This window comes from Bradyrhizobium sp. USDA 3311 (genome assembly GCF_054062495.1).
In genome coordinates this window covers 9,421,077-9,438,517 of record NZ_JBSSFI010000001.1, presented here as the reverse complement: position 1 = coordinate 9,438,517, position 17,441 = coordinate 9,421,077, and the positions used below count along the sequence as shown (strand labels likewise).

The 17,441-nt window shown below is 60.9% G+C and carries 18 protein-coding genes and 1 pseudogene; 9 read left to right on the top strand and 10 right to left on the bottom strand.

What is annotated here, in order from left to right:
• The first annotated feature begins 67 nt into the window (after window positions 1-67).
• A protein-coding gene (locus tag ACVWW6_RS44785; protein ID WP_456679960.1) for an IS3-like element ISRj2 family transposase occupies window positions 68-1,197 on the top strand; the annotation gives its coding sequence in 2 pieces (ribosomal slippage) (window positions 68-320 and window positions 320-1,197; 1,131 coding nt in all).
• Between the two features lie 78 nt (window positions 1,198-1,275).
• On the opposite strand, the gene ACVWW6_RS44780 is transcribed toward ACVWW6_RS44785, so the two are convergent.
• Window positions 1,276-2,346, bottom strand: coding sequence for a hypothetical protein (locus tag ACVWW6_RS44780; protein WP_456683062.1), 1,071 nt, complete (start codon window positions 2,344-2,346; stop codon window positions 1,276-1,278).
• An 80-nt stretch (window positions 2,347-2,426) separates the two neighbouring features.
• On the opposite strand from ACVWW6_RS44780, the gene ACVWW6_RS44775 reads away from it, so the two are divergent.
• Both ACVWW6_RS44775 and ACVWW6_RS44770 read left to right on the top strand, forming a co-directional pair.
• Window positions 2,427-2,936: a hypothetical protein gene (locus tag ACVWW6_RS44775; RefSeq protein WP_456683061.1), complete on the top strand. Its 510-nt coding sequence runs from the start codon at window positions 2,427-2,429 to the stop codon at window positions 2,934-2,936.
• A 112-nt stretch (window positions 2,937-3,048) separates the two neighbouring features.
• Window positions 3,049-3,780: a hypothetical protein gene (locus ACVWW6_RS44770; protein ID WP_456683060.1), complete on the top strand. Its 732-nt coding sequence runs from the start codon at window positions 3,049-3,051 to the stop codon at window positions 3,778-3,780.
• Between the two features lie 71 nt (window positions 3,781-3,851).
• Here the strand turns inward: ACVWW6_RS44770 and ACVWW6_RS44765 are convergent, their stop codons facing one another.
• Both ACVWW6_RS44765 and ACVWW6_RS44760 read right to left on the bottom strand, forming a co-directional pair.
• Complete coding sequence (locus tag ACVWW6_RS44765; protein ID WP_456683059.1) at window positions 3,852-4,097, bottom strand: hypothetical protein; 246 nt, start codon at window positions 4,095-4,097, stop codon at window positions 3,852-3,854.
• Window positions 4,098-4,102: 5 nt separating this feature from the next.
• Complete coding sequence (locus tag ACVWW6_RS44760) at window positions 4,103-4,321, bottom strand: hypothetical protein (protein ID WP_456683058.1); 219 nt, start codon at window positions 4,319-4,321, stop codon at window positions 4,103-4,105.
• 167 nt (window positions 4,322-4,488) lie between these two features.
• Between ACVWW6_RS44760 and ku the strand changes: the two are divergent.
• A pseudogene (ku, locus tag ACVWW6_RS44755) lies at window positions 4,489-5,419 on the top strand (non-homologous end joining protein Ku).
• A gap of 79 nt (window positions 5,420-5,498) precedes the next feature.
• Window positions 5,499-6,404, top strand: coding sequence for a hypothetical protein (locus ACVWW6_RS44750; protein WP_456683057.1), 906 nt, complete (start codon window positions 5,499-5,501; stop codon window positions 6,402-6,404).
• A 17-nt stretch (window positions 6,405-6,421) separates the two neighbouring features.
• Here the strand turns inward: ACVWW6_RS44750 and ACVWW6_RS44745 are convergent, their stop codons facing one another.
• The 4 genes from ACVWW6_RS44745 to ACVWW6_RS44730 all read right to left on the bottom strand — a co-directional run bounded on the left by ACVWW6_RS44745 (window position 6,422) and on the right by ACVWW6_RS44730 (window position 9,396).
• The gene (locus ACVWW6_RS44745; protein ID WP_456683056.1) at window positions 6,422-6,685 is read right to left on the bottom strand and encodes a hypothetical protein; all 264 of its coding nucleotides are present in this window, start codon (window positions 6,683-6,685) and stop codon (window positions 6,422-6,424) included.
• A gap of 339 nt (window positions 6,686-7,024) precedes the next feature.
• Window positions 7,025-7,843: a pPIWI-associating nuclease domain-containing protein gene (locus ACVWW6_RS44740; protein ID WP_456683055.1), complete on the bottom strand. Its 819-nt coding sequence runs from the start codon at window positions 7,841-7,843 to the stop codon at window positions 7,025-7,027.
• Window positions 7,844-7,911: 68 nt separating this feature from the next.
• Window positions 7,912-8,634: a hypothetical protein gene (locus ACVWW6_RS44735; RefSeq protein ID WP_456683054.1), complete on the bottom strand. Its 723-nt coding sequence runs from the start codon at window positions 8,632-8,634 to the stop codon at window positions 7,912-7,914.
• Window positions 8,635-8,706: 72 nt separating this feature from the next.
• Entirely contained in the window at window positions 8,707-9,396 is a 690-nt protein-coding gene (locus ACVWW6_RS44730) for a hypothetical protein (protein ID WP_456683053.1), read from the bottom strand.
• 233 nt (window positions 9,397-9,629) lie between these two features.
• Between ACVWW6_RS44730 and ACVWW6_RS44725 the strand changes: the two genes are divergently transcribed.
• The gene (locus ACVWW6_RS44725; protein ID WP_456683052.1) at window positions 9,630-10,487 is read left to right on the top strand and encodes a DUF3883 domain-containing protein; all 858 of its coding nucleotides are present in this window, start codon (window positions 9,630-9,632) and stop codon (window positions 10,485-10,487) included.
• A 100-nt stretch (window positions 10,488-10,587) separates the two neighbouring features.
• Here ACVWW6_RS44725 and ACVWW6_RS44720 read toward each other — a convergent pair whose 3' ends face one another.
• Complete coding sequence (locus ACVWW6_RS44720; protein WP_456683051.1) at window positions 10,588-10,908, bottom strand: hypothetical protein; 321 nt, start codon at window positions 10,906-10,908, stop codon at window positions 10,588-10,590.
• Window positions 10,909-11,139: 231 nt separating this feature from the next.
• Between ACVWW6_RS44720 and ACVWW6_RS44715 the strand changes: the two genes are divergently transcribed.
• Together ACVWW6_RS44715 and ACVWW6_RS44710 are read left to right on the top strand one after the other, a co-directional pair.
• Complete coding sequence (locus ACVWW6_RS44715) at window positions 11,140-12,732, top strand: hypothetical protein (protein WP_456683050.1); 1,593 nt, start codon at window positions 11,140-11,142, stop codon at window positions 12,730-12,732.
• On the top strand, window positions 12,729-15,182 hold the full coding sequence (locus ACVWW6_RS44710) for a hypothetical protein (protein WP_456683049.1): 2,454 nt from the start codon (window positions 12,729-12,731) through the stop codon (window positions 15,180-15,182). Before ACVWW6_RS44715 ends, ACVWW6_RS44710 begins: the two co-directional genes overlap by 4 nt.
• Window positions 15,183-15,220: 38 nt before the next feature.
• Here the strand turns inward: ACVWW6_RS44710 and ACVWW6_RS44705 are convergent, their stop codons facing one another.
• On the bottom strand, window positions 15,221-15,946 hold the full coding sequence (locus ACVWW6_RS44705) for a hypothetical protein (protein ID WP_456683048.1): 726 nt from the start codon (window positions 15,944-15,946) through the stop codon (window positions 15,221-15,223).
• 370 nt (window positions 15,947-16,316) lie between these two features.
• Between ACVWW6_RS44705 and ACVWW6_RS44700 the strand changes: the two genes are divergently transcribed.
• Window positions 16,317-16,448, top strand: a complete 132-nt coding sequence (locus tag ACVWW6_RS44700) for a hypothetical protein (protein WP_456683047.1) — start codon at window positions 16,317-16,319, stop codon at window positions 16,446-16,448.
• 70 nt (window positions 16,449-16,518) lie between these two features.
• Here ACVWW6_RS44700 and ACVWW6_RS44695 read toward each other — a convergent pair whose 3' ends face one another.
• The gene (locus ACVWW6_RS44695; RefSeq protein ID WP_456683046.1) at window positions 16,519-17,427 is read right to left on the bottom strand and encodes a WYL domain-containing protein; all 909 of its coding nucleotides are present in this window, start codon (window positions 17,425-17,427) and stop codon (window positions 16,519-16,521) included.
• Between the last annotated feature and the right edge of the window lie 14 nt (window positions 17,428-17,441).

The following is a 17,441-nucleotide window of genomic DNA, read 5'->3' as shown; positions in this document are numbered from 1 at the left end:
GACAGTAGCTTGAGTGGATTTTCTGCCTGACAGCGGCGAGGATTCTTGCTGCGAATCAGGAGCGAAGATGACGAAGAAGAGCCGCCGGACGCATTCTCCGGCATTCAAGGCGAAGGTTGCTTTGGCTGCGGTCAAAGGCGACAAGACCCTGGCGGAGCTGGCGCAACTGTTTGATGTTCATCCGAACCAGATCACGATCTGGAAAAACCAGCTCCTGGAAGGCGCCGCCGGCGTGTTTGGGCATGACAAGACATCGGCCGAGACGCCGGTCGATTTGAAGGCGTTACATGCCAAGATCGGCGAGCTGGCGTTGGAAAACGATTTTTTGTCCGGCGCGCTCACCAAGGCGGGCCTGCTGAGCGCAAAGCGATGATCGACCGCGGTCATGATCTTTCTATCGTGCGCCAGGCGAAGGTCCTGAAGCTGGCTCGCAGCACGGTCTACTATGAACCTCGGCCAGTTTCGGCCGAGGACCTTGCCTTGATGCGTCGGCTCGATGAGCTGCATCTTGATTATCCCTTCGCGGGAGCGCGTATGCTGCGATCGTTGCTGCGGCGGGAGGGGGTATACGCCGGTCGCCGCCACATCGCGACGCTGATGAAGCGCATGGGGATCGAGGCGGTCTATCGTCGCCCGAACACGAGCAAGCCGGCTCCGGGTCACAAGATCTACCCGTACCTGTTGCGCGGATTGAAGATCGACCGGCCCGACCATGCGTGGGCAATGGACATCACCTACATTCCGATGCGGCGTGGCTTCGTCTATCTCGCGGCGGTCGTCGATGTGTTCAGCCGACGGGTCCTGGCCCATCGCGTCTCGATCACAATGGAGGCGGCCTTCTGCGTCGAAGCGGTCCAGGAGGCGTTGGCGAAGCACGGCAGGCCCGAGATTTTCAACACGGATCAGGGCAGCCAGTTCACCAGCCTCGAGTTCACCGATGTGCTGCTGGACGCGAAGATCGCCATCAGCATGGACGGCAAGGGCGCCTGGCGCGACAACGTGTTTGTCGAGCGGCTCTGGCGCACGGTCAAATACGAAGAAGTTTATCTCCGCGCCTACGACAGCGTGTCCGAGGCGCGAGCGTCAATTGCCAAGTATCTGGCCTTCTACAATCAGGGACGCCCTCACTCGAGCCTTGACGGGCGCACGCCCGACGAGGCTTACTTCGGCACGCAAGCTATGGTGATGGCCGCATGACCGTCGCCGACGATTTTGTCGTCGCTCTGGTCGGGCTACGCCCTCCCGACGCAACGACAAAATCGTAAAGCCCCGCGTTCAGCATAACCCGGCAGGAATCCACTTAAATCCAGCGGGGCGCTGTCCAAACAACCGGGGCCAGCTCTGCGCGACGTAAGGCGAGGGATCGGGCGCGGGAGGTGTCCAGCCGAATTCGTACTCGCTTGCCCGCCACGATCTGGTGGCCTCCGATTGTTGTGTATCGTCGAGCAATCCTGTGAGAGCTTCCAGGGCGACGCCGAACCTGCAATTGACGATCTCGCGGCCCTTCTGCCTGTGGCCTTCCTTGTCGTACATCCGCAATAGACGGTAGCGTTTCAGGCGGCGGCGGGTGTCGTGTTCGATCCTTCCTCCCTCGGAGACCCACACATAATAGAGGAGCACCCAATCGCCGATGCTCCCGTACCTGGTTCTGCGGAGCCGCTTTTCCTGCTGTCCTATATTAATGGTCGTGCCGATCTTGAGGACGCGATGGGATAACGAACCCGCGATGTAGACGTAGCCGGGAGAGTAGAATCTGTCGCGAAAATTGTCTGACCAGTCCATCGGCGTTCTCGGGATTGGGCGTCCGGAACCTACCACAGCTTCCGCGTGCATGTTTAGCCCGCCCGGCACACTCGATTTGGAGGAGATGTTCTCGTCCGACGGCCGTTTCCTTGTTGAAATGCCCGCTTCTTTGACCGTTCGGGAAGCTAACTCTTCATCGCGTCGAATAATGTTGCCGCAGCGGCTGCGAATGAGACCCATGTGAAACCTTCGGCGGCTACACGCTCCCGCAACCGAACGGAGCGAGCCATGACATCCAGCAGACGTACCGAATTCGCAGCCTTCGTGCTCGATCTCCTCGATTTCATGGAGGAGAAGATCAGCGAGGCGCTCGAGACCGAGACCTCGCGCAGGGGCGCGGTGGGCGAGGCCGCCGGCGCCATTCCCGTGCTGCGCGACCGCCTTCGCGAGAACGAGCCGGTGCAGGCTCAGTTCATTCTGGTCTTCGATGAGCAACTTTACGAGCCGCATGCGTCGCGGTGGTGGGGCGCTCTCGCCGGCGTGGATCGTCCTGAGTTCGAGACCCGGGCCGCCGAACTGAAGCGGATGCTCGCCGCGCTGCACGGGGCGGGTCCGTCGTCGCGGGGTTTCGACGCCCGGGGGCCGACTCGGATAGCCTGGCGCCGGACAGGGAAGCTTGGACCATGGCCGCCGAGCCGAAGCCGACGAGACCGGCGAAGAAGAAGCGACGGCGCCGGCCGCGCGAGGAAATCGTCGACTACGTCGTGGAGATCGACGGCTGGGACTGGGGCTATTCGTTCTCGCTCAACATGGAGCGGCAGCCGATCGATCCCTATCATGAATTCCGCCACCTCCAGGTCAAGGGGCGGCTGCTGCGGGCGGCGGGACTGAAGACCGACAGGGCTGAGATCTCGCTGCTGCCTTCGTCCGACCTGGAAGAGGAGCGGCGCAAGGACCTGGAGCCGATCGCGCTCGGCTCGCTCAATGCCACCCAGGATGCCATCCTGGGCAACATCGGTATCCCGTGGGACGCGCTGACGCCGATCCTGCAGATGCTGATCGCCGGCCAGTTCAAGTTCGTCCTGATGCGCGGCACCAGGTTTCGGCATCGTAGCGCCAAGGTGAACAGCCTGCGGCTCGAGACGAAGCTGACCGAAGACGACGTGCCGCTCGAAGAGGAGTCGGCGACCTGACGATCCGCTGCCGTAGCATCCCTTGCGTGCAGACGGCGAAGCCTTCTACTGGACTTGTCCCGGTGTCTGGCTACTTTGTCGCCGATAGCCACGGGATCATAGGAGATTTGTTTTGCGACGTTTCAGTATGTCGATAGCGCTGGTCGGGCTGCTTTTGGCGGCCACGTACGCGCCTTCGCGAGCGGGAGAGCTGGGCCCGGGTTTCGGCGATCTGTGGGACTACTTTTTCAAGGGCGAAGGACCGAAATCTCTCAGCGAAACGCAAGCGGAGAAGGAGGCCCGCTCCCAACGCATCTTCGAACGGCACCAGCAGGAGCGCCTCGACCGCATCGAGCGCAAGCATGGCGAAGAAGCCAGACTGCGCGAGGAGCAGCACATCGCACGCGAAAGGGAGAAGTTCGAAAGAACGCGCCGCGAAAAGGCGGAAGCGAAGACGCGGGAGGAAAATGCCAGAATAGCACGCGAGGGCGAACAAGAGCGCGCGAAATGGCTGAAGGAACGGCAGGCGGAAGATAAGGCTCGCGCGGCCAAGGCGAAGGCCGCCGAAGAGGCTCGCCAGCAGCAGATGGAGGCTGAACAGCGTGAAAAGGAGCGTCAGCAGAAGGCGCAGGCCGACGCCATCGCCAAAGCTGCCGAAGAGGCCAGGAGGGCCGACGAAGCGCGCCGGGCTCAGGAGGCCAGACAGGCCGCCGAAGACGCCAGACGCCAGGCGGCCGCAGACCGTTCGGACCGGGGCGTCGGTCCCGATCACGGCGGCAGAGAATCCAGCGCAGACCGGGGGCTTCAGGAGGGCGTCAACTTCATGGACCGGTTCATCGACTTCTGTCACAGACGCGATTGCTGAAGCCGGCACCCGTGCCGTCTCAAGCGTCCTATGGACTCAACTTGAGAGGGCCCCTTGCCTTCGTGGCAGGATCACAGCGCGCTGAGATCGTCCGGCACTTCGCCGAATTTTCGGATCACCTTGGCGTCGCCGAAGTCGCCGCTCGACGGGTCTCCCGTCCGCGAGAACGCGACCGCGCCCATGACTCCGGGCTTGCGGGACAGGGCCTCGGCGCGCATCACGGCGGCGTTCGCCGAGAGGCACTCCGTCGCCTCGCCGGCGGCAACACCGTCGTCGGCGGCCACGAAGGGCAGGGCGACGTAGTAGGTGACATCCATCGCGGTCACTCCTTGCGGTCGCGCGATCGATCGAACCGGCCTCGCGCATAGCCGGTGGAGACCGACGCTCGAAGAGCCTCGAGCTCGGCCTCGAGAAAACCGTTGGCCACCAGCAGCGCCTTCACCGCCTCCCGGGCGTCCCCGCCACAGGCTTCGATGGCCTGGTCGGCGGCGAGTTCGAGATCGCCCTCGGAGGGTGCGGCGGTGTCGGGTGCAGCGGGCATGTCAAATGTTCCCTTTTTGTTCTCACGGAGTCAAGGGCCAACCGCGGATTCCGGTGGCGGGGCGCCGTCTGTGAGGATGAAATCTCCGGACGGGCAGGAGCCTTGTCGGAACCAGGCTGCCACGTTCGTCTTGAATCCAAGCCGCCCTGAACTGGAGTTCTGCGTACATGGCCCCGCGCGCCAACTGGAAAGGCTTCCTGCGTCTGTCCCGTCACCTGTCCGGTCGCGCTGTATCCGGCGACCTCCGAGAGCGAGAAGATCTCGTTCAACCAGCTCAACCGGCAGACCGGCCACCGCGTCAAGTATCTGAAGGTCGACGCCGACACCGGCGACGAGGTGGCCAACGAGGACATCGTCAAGGGCTACATGCTCGACAAGGACCAGTTCATCGAGGTGACGAAGGAGGAACTCGAGGAGATCGCGCTGGAGTCCACGCGGACCATCGAGATCGACGAGTTCGTCGACAAGGCGGACATCGATCCGCGCTATCTGATTAGGCCGTACTACCTGCGGCCCGACGGCAAGGTCGGGCACGACGCCTTCGCGGTGATCCGCGAGACCATCCGCGAGATGGACAAGGTCGCGATCGGACGGGTGGTGTTGACCAATCGAGAGCACATCATCGCGCTCGAGCCGCGCGATAAGGGCTTGATCGGCACCCTGCTGCGCTATCCCTATGAAGTTCGCGATCCGGCGGAGTATTTCGACGAGATCCAAGATGTCAAAGTGACCAAGGACATGCTCGACCTGGCGAAGCACATCGTGAACCAGAAGGCGGGTACGTTCGACCCTGATAAGTTCGAGGATCACTACGAAAGCGCGCTGGTCGATCTCATCAATCAGAAACGTGCCGGCAAGACCATCCGTCCGAAGGAACGTCCGAAAGGCGAGAACGTCGTCGATCTGATGGAGGCGCTGCGTCGGAGCGTGGGAGGCGCTGGCGCGGAGACGAAAGCTCCGCCGAAGAAGATCGCGAAGAAGTCGCGCAACGCCGCGCCCGGCCAGAAGGAGATGCTGATGCCGATCGCAGGCAAGAAGCCGGCGAAGGAGGCTGCGGCGAAGAAGCCTGCCGTCCGCGCTCATCGAAAATCGGCCTAATCGTCTTCCGAAGCCCTTCCGAACGTAAGCTCGCGTACATACATCCTGCTGCCGCATCTCAACCTGGAATGGACGTTTCGTGCAGTCGGACGAATGGAATGGTCAGGTCGTGAAATTTCTGGAAGCACGGCTGTCGAATGAGCCTGCCTTCAGAAATTCGGTCATCCGCCTGTGGCAGAATCATCTTGCCCACGGGTTGGCGAATGCTCACTTCGTGAAGGAGTTTACGAACGGGAAGCAACAGACGTTCTCGCAACGCCTGTGGGAGATGCTTCTGGGTGCGCATCTGATCGCGCAAGGTTTCGATCTCCACTCGCCGGAGCACGGTCCTGACTTTCGCTTCGAATCTGGCGGGCTGACCATTTGGATTGAAGCCGTCTCGCCGGAGCCGAAGGGCTTACCGCCGGATTGGATGCGTGATCCGAAGCCCGGGGAATTCCAGACCGGGACCGTGCCGCACGATCAGATACTTCTGAGGTGGACCGCGGCGTTCAAGGAAAAGGCAGAGAAGCTCGCCCGATATCGCAAGGACGGCATCGTCAAGGACGGTGAAGCCTACGTAATAGCTATCGGCGGCGCTCAATTGGGGATGATGCCGCTCGATCACGGGATCTCGCGATTGCCGTACGTCGTCGAGGCGGTCCTGCCCGTCGGACCTTTGGCATTCGCGGTCGACCACGACACTGGCAAGATCGGGGATGGTCACGTCTCGGAACGGTTTGCCATTCGCAACGCCAACGGATCTCCCGTGGCCACGACACCGTTCGTGGATCCTGCCTACGCTCACGTCAGTGCCGCAATCGGATTTTCGCGCGATCGAGCGTCCGGACCGAACCTTCCGATGTACGCGGTTCACAATCCTCTTGCACATGCGAAGGTCGTCAGAGGTACGTTCGGGCCTACCGTCAAGGAATGGTGGGGCGTTCCGGTCGGTACGACCGGAGAATTCATGGATCTCGAACATTCGGTCACGCGGGACGTCTAGTCCGTGCCAGGCGCCGGTCACCGAGGCGGGCATTCCGGACAGGTGTCTCCGATGCCGTCGAGGACATCTTTAACGGCATTCTCGGCCTCCCCAGCGGAAAGGCCCTGCGGCGGGTCGGCGCGCGCGACGTCGAACGCCCGATCTCGGGCATGCGGGTCGGCGCGGTCATGCATCCACCCGTGCTCCTCGCATTCGTGGATCACATGGGCTTCCTGCAGCACCGATATCGCCCAACCGCGCAACGTCCTGGACGGTGGTCGTCGCTCTTTCATCGCCAGCACTGGAATGTCTCCTGCCGAGATGAATCCTTCGACGTCGGCCGCGTTCCCGGCGGTTAGCACGGGGCAGGGATTCCGAATTGCCGCGGCAGCGCTTGTCCATATGTTCCGCGACGCGACCGTCGGTCAAACAGTTCGTCGATCATCACTTCGATGAGCATCGGCGCGCGCCGGCCGATAGCCGAGGACTGCGACTGCTTGAGATCGGCGGGAGCGCTGACGCGTGTGGCCTCGAGCCCGAGCGACCGACGTGAAATCGACGGACGGATCCTGAAAGTCTATACCGACGAAGTGGTTGGTGCCATGAAAGTCCTGAAAGCGCTTCTTGATGATCCGGTATGCTTATTCCCTCCACGACGATGTATCGACTTTTATCGTTGTGTCAGCGAGGTCGAAGTCCGCTGGCGTCGTCGCCGGCGCCGAGGTCGTGCAATCGAAGGGAAAGCTTTCCTTGAAATCCACGGGGTCATGTTTGCCGCCGGCCATTAGCGTAACGCTGACCGATCCGGTGAAACGGCATCGGATCCTATCCGCGTCCAACGCCAATATCTCAGGATCGTCGATCAGGACGCCTCCGGTTTCGTATTTTTCTGAGATTTCATCGAGTTCACCGATGCTTTGATTTATGAATGCGCCGGTCGCGGCGCCGCTCAGCGCTCGCGATAAGGCAGTCGCAACACGATCTTTCATCTCGTCGATCGTTTCGAACAAATCGTCGAGCGCGACCAACGCGTTCTCCGCGAATTCTTCGATCTCTTCTTCTGACTTCAATTCAGTCTCTGGTCGGACATGGGTCCGCTTGTTCAGTTCCTGGAAGGCGGGGCCTAGACCCGAGTGAAGCGTTTCGGGTTTGATGCCGAGCTTGTCTTTGAGGAAGGCGTCGGTCAGCCCTCCACGGCAAGTGTACAGCGCACGCTGTCTTCGCGTAGGGCCTTCGACGTTCTCATCCTGCTTGAACCACTGGCAACGCATCACGTCCGCATCGGGTGCCATCAGTTCGAGCACGTGTGTCGTCAATTCGCGAAACGAACTTGCGGATTGGTTGGCGCGCGCGGGATTGTTCTCCTGAGTGAGCACCGCCAGCGCTCCGTCAAGCTGGCGTCTGGAAAAATCGTCAGGGAGGCGGCTTCTGACCTTGTCGATCAGCTCCTGGCTTGGCAACGCTTTGCTCCATCGTGGTCTTGCTTGGGGGCTTGCTGATACGCGAGTAGTGATGCCGGATTGGAGCCTCAACTCGCACGAATCTGGAAGTTTTCGAGACTTTCCCGGATGTCGAACTGAGTTGGCTCGCGCGCCTTATCCGGTGACTTCGCCCATAGGTAGGCGGAGCCTTCATCGAGTTTTACGGATTCCGCTTTAAAGCCGCCGCGCTCAACAAGGGAGACAAGATCATCGGGTGGAATAAGTCCGTAAAAGGAGTACCCGCGAAGAGAGTCCATCAAGAAGCCGTTGTCGTACGGCTTGCAATTGGGAAGCCTCTGCATTCGCGTGAAGTCCGAGTTGCGGTAGAGAGATACAAACAGACAGGAGCAACCCGGCTTCAGTTTTGTTCTCATCAACTGAACGATGCCCATCCTAACGCTTGCGGAAGGAATCACCGAAAGTACGTTGATGCAGAATCCGCGATCGTACTTCCGACTATGGGAAGCGAACTGGTTGACTGTGTATGCGTGGACCTGGTTTGACTTCCTGACGTAGTCGCGGATCGTTGTTGAGCGACCGCGGATCATCTGAGTCCTCGAAAGTTGGACTTCAGAGTCTACAAGCGCGAGTTCGTCGGTGGTCCTCGCAATTGCCCGCTCGTAGCGGAGCTTGCCGCAACCAAAGTCGAAGCTGCTGTGTACCGGCTTTAGCTGGGCGATCAGTTTGTTCAGGTAGGACGAACTCTGAGCCTCCGGTTTGGCCGCGTTTTCGCTTCGGATGACAATGTCTTTCCCGATCTTGTACCTCATTAAATTGCCTCGAATACCTGGCGGTTTGCGGCGTTCGCCTCGGCATCGCCGGCAATCTGCTGTACCTCCGGCTCAACCCTTCGTTCCAGCTTGGCGTAGCGGAAGTGCATGAACAGCAGAAATGCCCACCGAGACCGACCAAAATAGGATGAGTAGCCAGGCGGAAGCCGCGATGGCCGAGAACAAAGCGCAAGCGGTGAGTATGACGAGCCCCTCGAGCGCGACCCAAAAAAGAGTCCAAGACTCCAGCGCGCTTTCAATGTCGTGTTTGTCGACGAGCGCGTTCTCCTTTGTGCTCGAAGCATACTTGTAGAAGGTATCCCGCATCAGATGCGAACGATCTCGTTTGATGTTGGCGACCTGTCGAGCGGTCATCTTGGCACCTGACGTGAGGGCCAAGGGTAGAAGGATGTTCGCGTGATCAAATCGGGCTCGAATTCCGAAGAGATCAGAAAGGAGGTCGTGAAATCTCGTTGTGCGGCTAAACAGCATGGTCGCAAGAGCGATCACGACGTTTGCGACGCTCACCGTGGCCAAATCAACGGAAGTGATCTGCGGCAATTTCGCCAGCGCGGAGAACTCTTTGAGACCGGGTAGCTCCTCCAGGCGCTTGAAGACCCCATCAATCCACGGATCGTACCTAAGTAGAAACGTGCAAATAAGCGCCAACCAGAAGTCCGCGACCGCAATCTTCCAGAGCATTTCTTGGTAGTTCTTCGGGGCTCCGAAGAAAGGCGTCAGAACGCGAAAGAAAGAATCCATTTTTGTCCTGAGGTTGCGGAAACAGATCAATAAACGGGGTAATTGATTCAGTAAGCGTGAAATTGGTCAATTAGCAAGGGGTCGAATTTCCCCCGCTTCCTCTATCGGCCAGCTCAGCATGGGTTAGGTGGCTTCCCTCGCGAAGAACACCAGAGAGGCGAGTGCCCCCTCTCGCATTTTGCGGATTTGGCGCCGCCTGGTTAGGATTCCGGCCGGGAGCAGGGGAAGCAATCGTGGACGCCGAGGGCGCAGCGCTGGGAGCCAAGGGGACCGATTGGACGGCCGAGCAAGTCGCGATCGTGGTCGCCAACTATTTCCTGATGCTCGAGTGGGAGCGGGCCGGCGCCAAGATCAACAAGGCCGACCTGTACAGGAAGCTGGCGCCAGAGATTGGGCGGTCCGAGAAGTCGATCGAATGGAAGCTCCGCAACGTGTCGGCAGTCTTGGAAGAGCTTGGGATCGCCTGGATCCCAGGGCTCCTCCCGGCCCACAATTACCAGGACTCCTTGGTGGAGGCCGTCGAGGCCCAGTTGGAGCAGCATCCTAAGGTCCTGATCGAGCCGGTGTCGGTGAAGCCGCGCTTCACGTCGGGGGGAGGGCCGGTTCTGGTGCCGCCGCCGCCGTTTTTGAATTCGAACCCGCAGGATGATCAGCCGGCGCTGCGGCGCCTGATTGGCAAGTACGACCCGGCGACTAGGGACGAGCTCAACCGCTCGCTAGGGCGAGCCGGCGAGGAGATGGTGTTCGAGTTCGAGTACGACCGGCTTTGCCAGGCCGGTCGCAAAGACCTGGCGAAGGAGATGGACTGGCCTTCCGACCGCGGCGAGGATCACCGGGGCTACGACATCAGGTCCTTCGAGCCGGACAACGGCGAGGAGCGGCTGCTCGAGATCAAGACCACCAACGGGCATGCTCGCACGCGGTTCTGGTTGTCCCGCAACCAGGTTGAGACGGCGGCCCTGAACCCGTCGGCCTACCGCGTCCGGAGGGTTTTCCACTTCCGGAACGGCGCGGAGATGTTCGATATTAAGCCGCCGCTGGATGCCGGCCTGTGGCTGACGCCGGACAAGTACGTGGCCGTGCCGAGGTGAGCGCATTCTCGGTTTGTAGGCGAGATTGGGAATCGAAATTTTCGCCGCGAATCGTTCCCCAGACGACGCCTCTACGGCGGCGAGAAAAACTCGGATTGGCTCAACGAGCTAGGCGTGGGCCGTTTTCCGTCCTTGGTTTCCATTCGTCGCCGACCTTCTCGATGAGGACGAAATGTCGCGATGGGGCTGGAAACTCGGGAAGCTTGACGTTCAGCTTGTCCAGGTACCGGCTTGCACAGCGCTCTGGCGAGATAGCCTTGAAAACTAGGTTCTCGATGGATTTTCCGTTCACCAGGTTGGCCGAGCCAGACAAGACTTCGCACTGCTCGTCGTTCATCCCGATGAAGAACTTGGCATGGAAGTCCTGCTTTTTCGTGTCGGCGGCGACAAGCCTGCTTTCCAGGCCATATTCCTGCAGCACGGCCTTCAACGTCCTGCAGTAGCGATTTGAACGACGTAAACTCTTTGCTCCTTGTGATGAAGGCTGCCTTGTCCGGGTCCAGAAGGCCGAGAAGCCAATTCCAGATATCCATCTTTTCGGTGCGCGCCATCCACTGTCGCTGTGGAAACGGGAAGTGGAGGGCTTGGTTGGCTTGTTTATGGTGTCGGCTCGTGGAACGATTGGGCGTCAAAAACCCGTGTGAAGTGATCCATGAACGACCTTGTCGCCGTTCCGGAATGGACGCAGGTGCGCCAAAAGGGTGGCCTCGATCCGCTTGGCCTGCAGGCGCCGAGTATTCGGCTCTATCAGGCGCTGGTGCCGGGGATCAGTAACGTTACACTTCGGGCGCGCTATTACGGCCTCTATCCGTGGCTGAGCGAGGGATACGCCAGGCAAAATCACGACGCTGATTCCGAGGTCTGGAAGAAGACCGTGCGGCGCACTGAGGCTGCGTACGCGCTGATCGCTGCCAGGTCGAACATCGAGAACGAGCTCCAGGAAACCGGCGTCGCGGGCCTTCGGTGGGCCAGAGATACGCTGCGGGAGCACCAGGGCGGCTCGGTTGAGTTTGCCGCCCACGCCGATCCGGGTGGGGACGGGAAGCCATATCTGAAGCAGGCCTGGGGCGCGTTCGGCGCGGCCTATGAGAGCCAACTTCGCGAGGCTGGGGTGCTGGGGGACGCCGAGGCCCACTCGCTATCGGTGCCGACGGAGGATGTCGGCGATGAGTTTTCCAGGGTCTTCGCGAGAGCGGCCGGAGACCTGGGGCCGAAATTCCTGCGAGTCGTGAGGGCGGGCAAGGCGTCGCTTGCGGCCTTGGACGAGCTTGCGCCACTCTTGCCCTCGCGCATTCACGCGCAAAGTCAGGAGCGAGAGGCCTATGAGCGCATGCTTTTCGCGGAATATCCGGAAGCGACTGAGAACGACCTTTCTCGCCGCAAGACGCTCATTCTGGCACTGCGGCTGACCGAGCGCGTCGGCGGGAAGATCGACGCTCACGACGTTCGTTGGCTCCTCTATGCCGGGCACGACGGTGAGGGCGAGGCCATTCCGATCCCGGAGCCCGAGCTTGAAATGCAACGCCGACGGTGGTGGGCGTATCAGGCCGGCGATCTCGGGCGCATGGCCTATGAAGCGCTGCTCAAGTGGCTGCTCGATACGCTCGAATTGCACCAGTCGGGGCTAACGACCGACCAGCTTATCGAGGCAGGGCTAGAACGGCTCGAGATCTCGCAGGCGGGGTGGCCGAGCACCTGGTCGGGGATCGTCGCCGGGTTACCGAAAGCAAGTCATTGCCTGGCTTCCGATGAACCAACTTCGGAGTTGGCGCTGAATTTCGCCGTCCTGGAGGCAGGGACGGACGAGCATCAGGCTCCGGTGCGCAGTGCGCAAGCCGCGGTCGAGCTACTGGCCGTACTGAGCAGGCAATGCGCCGGCGACCGGAAGTTTTTTGCGGCCCAGCATGGTGGCGATCATCCGGATGCTCCCGGACGTTCTTTTGCCAGCGAACTCGCGTTCCTGGACGATCATGGCGACACACCGATCGCCGATCTCCTCAAGCTCATCTTCAAGAAGCGGATCCTGCAACGCTATCTTTGGGTCGCGATGCGGAAGTTGCAGTACCAGCGCGACTATACATTTCTGGTGGAGACCAACGATGGCAGGCTGCGTCTGCGGGCGAAGGATGGTCCCGTGCCGACCAATCCAAGGCTCGCGCCCGCTCTGACCTTCCTTCGGGATCTCCATCTGGTCGATAAAAGCGGGCTGACGAAGCGCGGCAGCCGGCTCGCGGGTGTCGAATGAAACTCTACGAAGCGTTTCAGGGCACGGGCTTCCACACCACGATCATGACGACGTTCTGCGTCGACTTCGACGCCTTCGAGTCGATCGTGCTGAGCCGTCTTCGGGGCTCGCAATGTCGGAACGTCATGCTTGTGTGCGACGCCAATATGGTAGGCCTCGCACTTGCGGACGGGGCTAATCCGCCGAAGTCAGCGGGCATTAACTACCTGCTCGCCAAGGCCAGGGTCGACGGCGTCTTCCATCCCAAGGTGATCGTCCAGATCGGCAAGAACCGGGGCAGGCTGATCGTAGTTTCCGCGAACGCTACCGCCTCGGGCCTCGCCGGTAACCTCGAGATATCCGCTGCCGTCGAGTGCGATGCGCAGGAAAGCCCGGAGCGCCAGCTCGTCCTTGCCGGCTGGCACTATGCGTTGCGGTTTCTAGATCGCCGGCAGCAGGCGGTCGAGGACAAGCTGCGTTGGGCGCGCGACCGCAGCCCGTGGTTGGCGATCGAGTCGAGCCCCGGTGTCATCGTCCAACTTTCTGATGGAACGAGCGCAGGATTCCTGGTGGCGAATGCGCAAGCCGGATTAGCGAGGCAGTTCGCCGAGCTGGTGGGGAGGCAGCAGCCGATCGACAGATTGGCTGTTCTGTCGCCTTACTGGGACGACGACCTGTCGGCCCTCGATACCCTCCGGTCCTTGCTCCGTCCCAAGAAGACGGTGCTTCTGATCGATGCCGAGGAAAAGGCCTTCCCGGCGGGCGCCGTCCCGCGAAAGGCGCCCATTCAAATTTCCGATCTGCGTGGGTTCAGTCGGACTCATCTGCCGGAAAAAAGCAGCCGCTTCGTCCACGCCAAGATGATCGTCGCCACGATCGGCCGTGTGGATCACGTGATGGAAGGCAGCGCGAACTGCACCTTCGCCGCATTGGGCGCGGTGAATCGGCCCGGCATCAATGCGGAGGCCTGCCTTTACAGACGATTGCCGGCTGGCGTCGTCTTCGATGCGCTGGAACTGGCGCCTCTGTTGAAGGCCAATCGGGCGATCAAGCCGAGCGACATCCCGAAGATGCGGGAGGTCGAGCGCTTGCCTCTGGAGGAGATGGAGGCCCGCGATCCCGGCACTTTCGAGCTGGTCTACGACACGTTGCATTGGTGGCCGTCTACCGATGCGATGAGGGGGGCCTATGATCGCGGCCGTTGCGTGATTGAGCTGCTCGATGCGAAGTGCCGGCCGATCGGCGCGAAGCTGGATCCATTGTCGAATTCGGAGGCGAATCCGAAATTCCGTCTTGCGCAGTGCGAAGCCGCGCCCGTCTTTGCGAGATTTCGCCATCGCGACGGCACGTTGTCCAGCCTCGCGGTGATCGCGCGAGTTCAGGAACTTCAGACGCAGACGAGGGACCCGTTGACCGCCGGCGCCGAGAGGGCGATCCGCGAGCTCGAGATGGACGACGACGAAGGCCTGTGGCTCCTGGACGTCATCCAGCGATTGTCGGTGCCCAAGGCTGAAGGATCGGTGGTGCCGAACGCGGCCCGCCTCGGAGCGCCCAAGAAGCCGGATAAGGCGAGACAGACGGGGCAGCTCGGCTATGACGACTTCATGCGGGGACGTCGCCGCGACATCAAACCGACGGAGGCGGAGCGCAACGCTCTATCCGGCAGCCACGCATCCTTCGTCCGCGCCGCGCTGAATCGCCTGCTCGGACTAGGTTCCTCGACGGAAGGCGCCGGCGAGATCAGCGAGGAGGAGGCCGCCGCCGCGCTCGACACCGGCGACGAGACGGCCGGCGATGCGGATGCGCTTGAGGGGGGCTTCGATCCCCGCGACCCAAAGCAATCGCCGAAGGCCGCGCTCGAATTGGCAAGGAGGCGACGAGAGGCGGATGTCGCTGCGATCGTCGCTGCCGTGGACGATTACACCGAGGACTTGCGTCAGCCGAACCGAAGGTTCGACGAAATCGACGTTCTCCGGCTACGCGCGATGATCATGATCATCGTGGTCGCTGGATGGCCCGGCCCGGGCGATGCATCCTACAAGCCGTCGCATGTCCAGGTGCTGCCCTGCCACCATCCAATCCAGGGGGAGACATGGCCGCGTCAGATCGGTCGCGTGCTGCTTCCGGTGTTCAGCGGTGCCGATCCGGCCTTCGGCCGGCTGGTGTTCGATCGTGGTCACGACAGGCTTACGGACGATCTTCTCGAAACGCTTGCATGCTGCGTATGGTCGGCAAACGCCGCAGCGACCGCAACGAAACTCAATCCGGCTTGCGCCAAGCTTTCGCCGATGCTGGCGGGCCTCGCTGCGAGGATCGCGGCATTCCTCGGGCTGTCCCGGGAGGAAATGTCTGCGCCGGCCTTTGCGGACGTTATCGAAAGCCTGGATCAGCGTTTTGGGAAGCGGCTGCAGATTCCGGCCTTGGCTGGCACGGTCATGGCCAGGCCAAGGGAGCCGGTCTCCGCGGCGTAGTGATCTAGGCCCGCCGTCGGCGCCTCCATGATTGCGGCTCACCGGACGGCCCACCAAGGCGTCTCTTCGATGTCGCGCCAAATGGTGGTGTTCAGCAGAGGGTCGTCGGCTGGAATCTCGTTCTCCGGGGACGTGATGTATCCGAGAAACCAGCCTAACGTCGGATCTTCATGGAGGTCCGCAGGGGAGAAGGCATCGGCCTTGTAGGCGAGTTGCGCGGTATCGTCGATGACGCCGCTCACGATGTAACAGGCCACGACGAGCGCCGAGCAGAAGTATGATCTCTGTTCGAGTTCCTCTTTGGTAAGGACCTTCCCGTAGTCGCGATCGAGAATCCCGAACAACTCCTCTTCTAGCTGTGTCCTTACTTCCCGGAAGGCGCGTATGCCGGCCAAGTCGTACTTGGTGCCGTTCCGAACCAGCGTCTCCGCGAATTCTCTCAACGCCCGCACGCGGCCATCCAGGAACGTGTTCTGACTGCGGAAGACGCCGATGATGTAACCTTCCTTGTCGCTGGTTGATAGCCGTCGAATTTCGACCTTCGGGTATCCCGCCTCGAGCAGTTCGTCGGCTCCGAGATAGATGCCGGCGTGCGTGTAGGGGCTGCCGGTGGTCCTCGAGACCCTTTTCGCGAGCGGATCGGGGTCGATGGCGCGAAATAGCAGGATGTCTCCGGGCAAGAGATCCGGAAAATCCAGGAGCAACCCGCCCAGGTGGGACGGGTGGTTGTCGGCGTCGGCGGTCTCGGGTTTCGTCTTATTCATTTCGGGTACTCCGTTGTTGCTAATGTTCTTGTAGGAGCTCCTGGGGATCCGGATTGCCGCTACCCAAATATATAGGCGAAATCGATTCTTGGCGGTGTCGGCCGGTGATCGTCGGGGGAAACGATGCCTACAGAGGTCGACGGAGAATTCGGGGCCTTCTCTTGACTTGGGTCACTGGGCTGCCCTGAGGGGCGTTAGCGTCGACGGCCGGCGGATTGAACGGCCTAGTATCGGCGAAACCTGCAGTCGCAGCGGCCCGGTATGGTTAACGAAAGATTCTCGCGCAGCGGACGGACGGATGGTTGGGAAAAGGAAGGAGCCGAAACGGGGAAAGCGAACCCCGATCGGGGACAGGGTTCAATTCCTGACGATGATGCATCCGGACGTGATCGCGGACATCAAGCAGGTCGCCATCGACGAGCATCTGGCCGCCTGGGACAGCATGGAGGAGGCGGCAAGGGAATTTCTTAGGCGAAGAAAGCCAAGGAAAAAGGAGACCTAGGTTCCTTTTCCATGCCGTTTCACAAGGTCAGCGACTACCATCGGTAAGCCAAGCGTTCGCTCCGCGAAACTCAGGTCTCGCTTTCCATGGAGGCCAGTTCGTCAGCGACGTGCTTCGAATTCTTCACCCAAACCGGCACGTCTGCCAGGTCCTTGTCCTGCTGCTTGATCGCTTTCAGCAGGCGCATCTCGTCCAATAGATAGAAGAGCAACGCCCGCCGTACGGTGACCACTGATAGACCCTGCTGCATTCCGTACTCCCGAGCGATGGTCGAGCGCTGGGTCGGAGACAGTCTTGGATGCGGTACGAATTCCACTCCGACCATATTTTGCCAGTCGCCGTCGAGTGTGGAAGGTACGGGAGCATGGTCCGGCAGGGAATGCGACGACAGTACACGGGAAAGGGAGAAGTCTATGAACCGCTTCCGAGAGAAATCGAAGGCGCGAACATGGTAACGACCCGAGGCCTTCACGACGGCGTGTGGGCACACGATGCGTTCGCTTGCTTCCGAGCTCGTCATCGATTGATATTTCAGGCGACAACTCGCGCGTAATTCTGTAGCGGCGAGGAGCGCTCTCACGTCGTCGGGTTCGATCCGATGTTCAGGAGTGGACAACACTACCAGGGAGAGGGGGTCGTCGGGTCGCGCGTCCGGAAATCTCGTGCGCCAGAGATCGTCCATGGAGCCGCGCGCGTCGAACACCGGGGTGAACGGTTCGGGGCGCAGATAGGTGCCTGGTCCCAGGCCGCCGGCGGCGGCAGGCCCCGGTTTTCTTTCCGGTGGAGGAGTGGCGGATAAGTAGCGATAGGTCTTTATATCTATTTTTGCTTGTACGTCGGATATGCCAAATTTGGAGGCATGATCGGCGAGTCGCAAAAACCCGAACCATTTCAATCGGTCGTCGACATGCTTGAGACGAGCCCTCAGGGCAGCGCCGCCTCGCAAGGATTCGAGTTCGGATAGTGACTTTACAGACATTCTATATTGAGTTC

What these genes read in the sequence shown, in the direction of transcription:
- ACVWW6_RS44710 (WP_456683049.1), top strand. Translation starts at nt 12,729, where the DNA reads ATGAAACTCTACGAAGCGTTTCAGGGCACGGGCTTCCACACCACGATC.
- ACVWW6_RS44765 (WP_456683059.1), bottom strand. Translation starts at nt 4,097, where the DNA reads ATGGATGTCACCTACTACGTCGCCCTGCCCTTCGTGGCCGCCGACGAC.
- ACVWW6_RS44700 (WP_456683047.1), top strand. Translation starts at nt 16,317, where the DNA reads ATGATGCATCCGGACGTGATCGCGGACATCAAGCAGGTCGCCATCGAC.
- ACVWW6_RS44705 (WP_456683048.1), bottom strand. Translation starts at nt 15,946, where the DNA reads ATGAATAAGACGAAACCCGAGACCGCCGACGCCGACAACCACCCGTCC.
- ACVWW6_RS44695 (WP_456683046.1), bottom strand. Translation starts at nt 17,427, where the DNA reads ATGTCTGTAAAGTCACTATCCGAACTCGAATCCTTGCGAGGCGGCGCT.
- ACVWW6_RS44735 (WP_456683054.1), bottom strand. Translation starts at nt 8,634, where the DNA reads ATGAGGTACAAGATCGGGAAAGACATTGTCATCCGAAGCGAAAACGCG.
- ACVWW6_RS44775 (WP_456683061.1), top strand. Translation starts at nt 2,427, where the DNA reads ATGGCCGCCGAGCCGAAGCCGACGAGACCGGCGAAGAAGAAGCGACGG.
- ACVWW6_RS44730 (WP_456683053.1), bottom strand. Translation starts at nt 9,396, where the DNA reads ATGGATTCTTTCTTTCGCGTTCTGACGCCTTTCTTCGGAGCCCCGAAG.
- ACVWW6_RS44760 (WP_456683058.1), bottom strand. Translation starts at nt 4,321, where the DNA reads ATGCCCGCTGCACCCGACACCGCCGCACCCTCCGAGGGCGATCTCGAA.
- ACVWW6_RS44715 (WP_456683050.1), top strand. Translation starts at nt 11,140, where the DNA reads ATGAACGACCTTGTCGCCGTTCCGGAATGGACGCAGGTGCGCCAAAAG.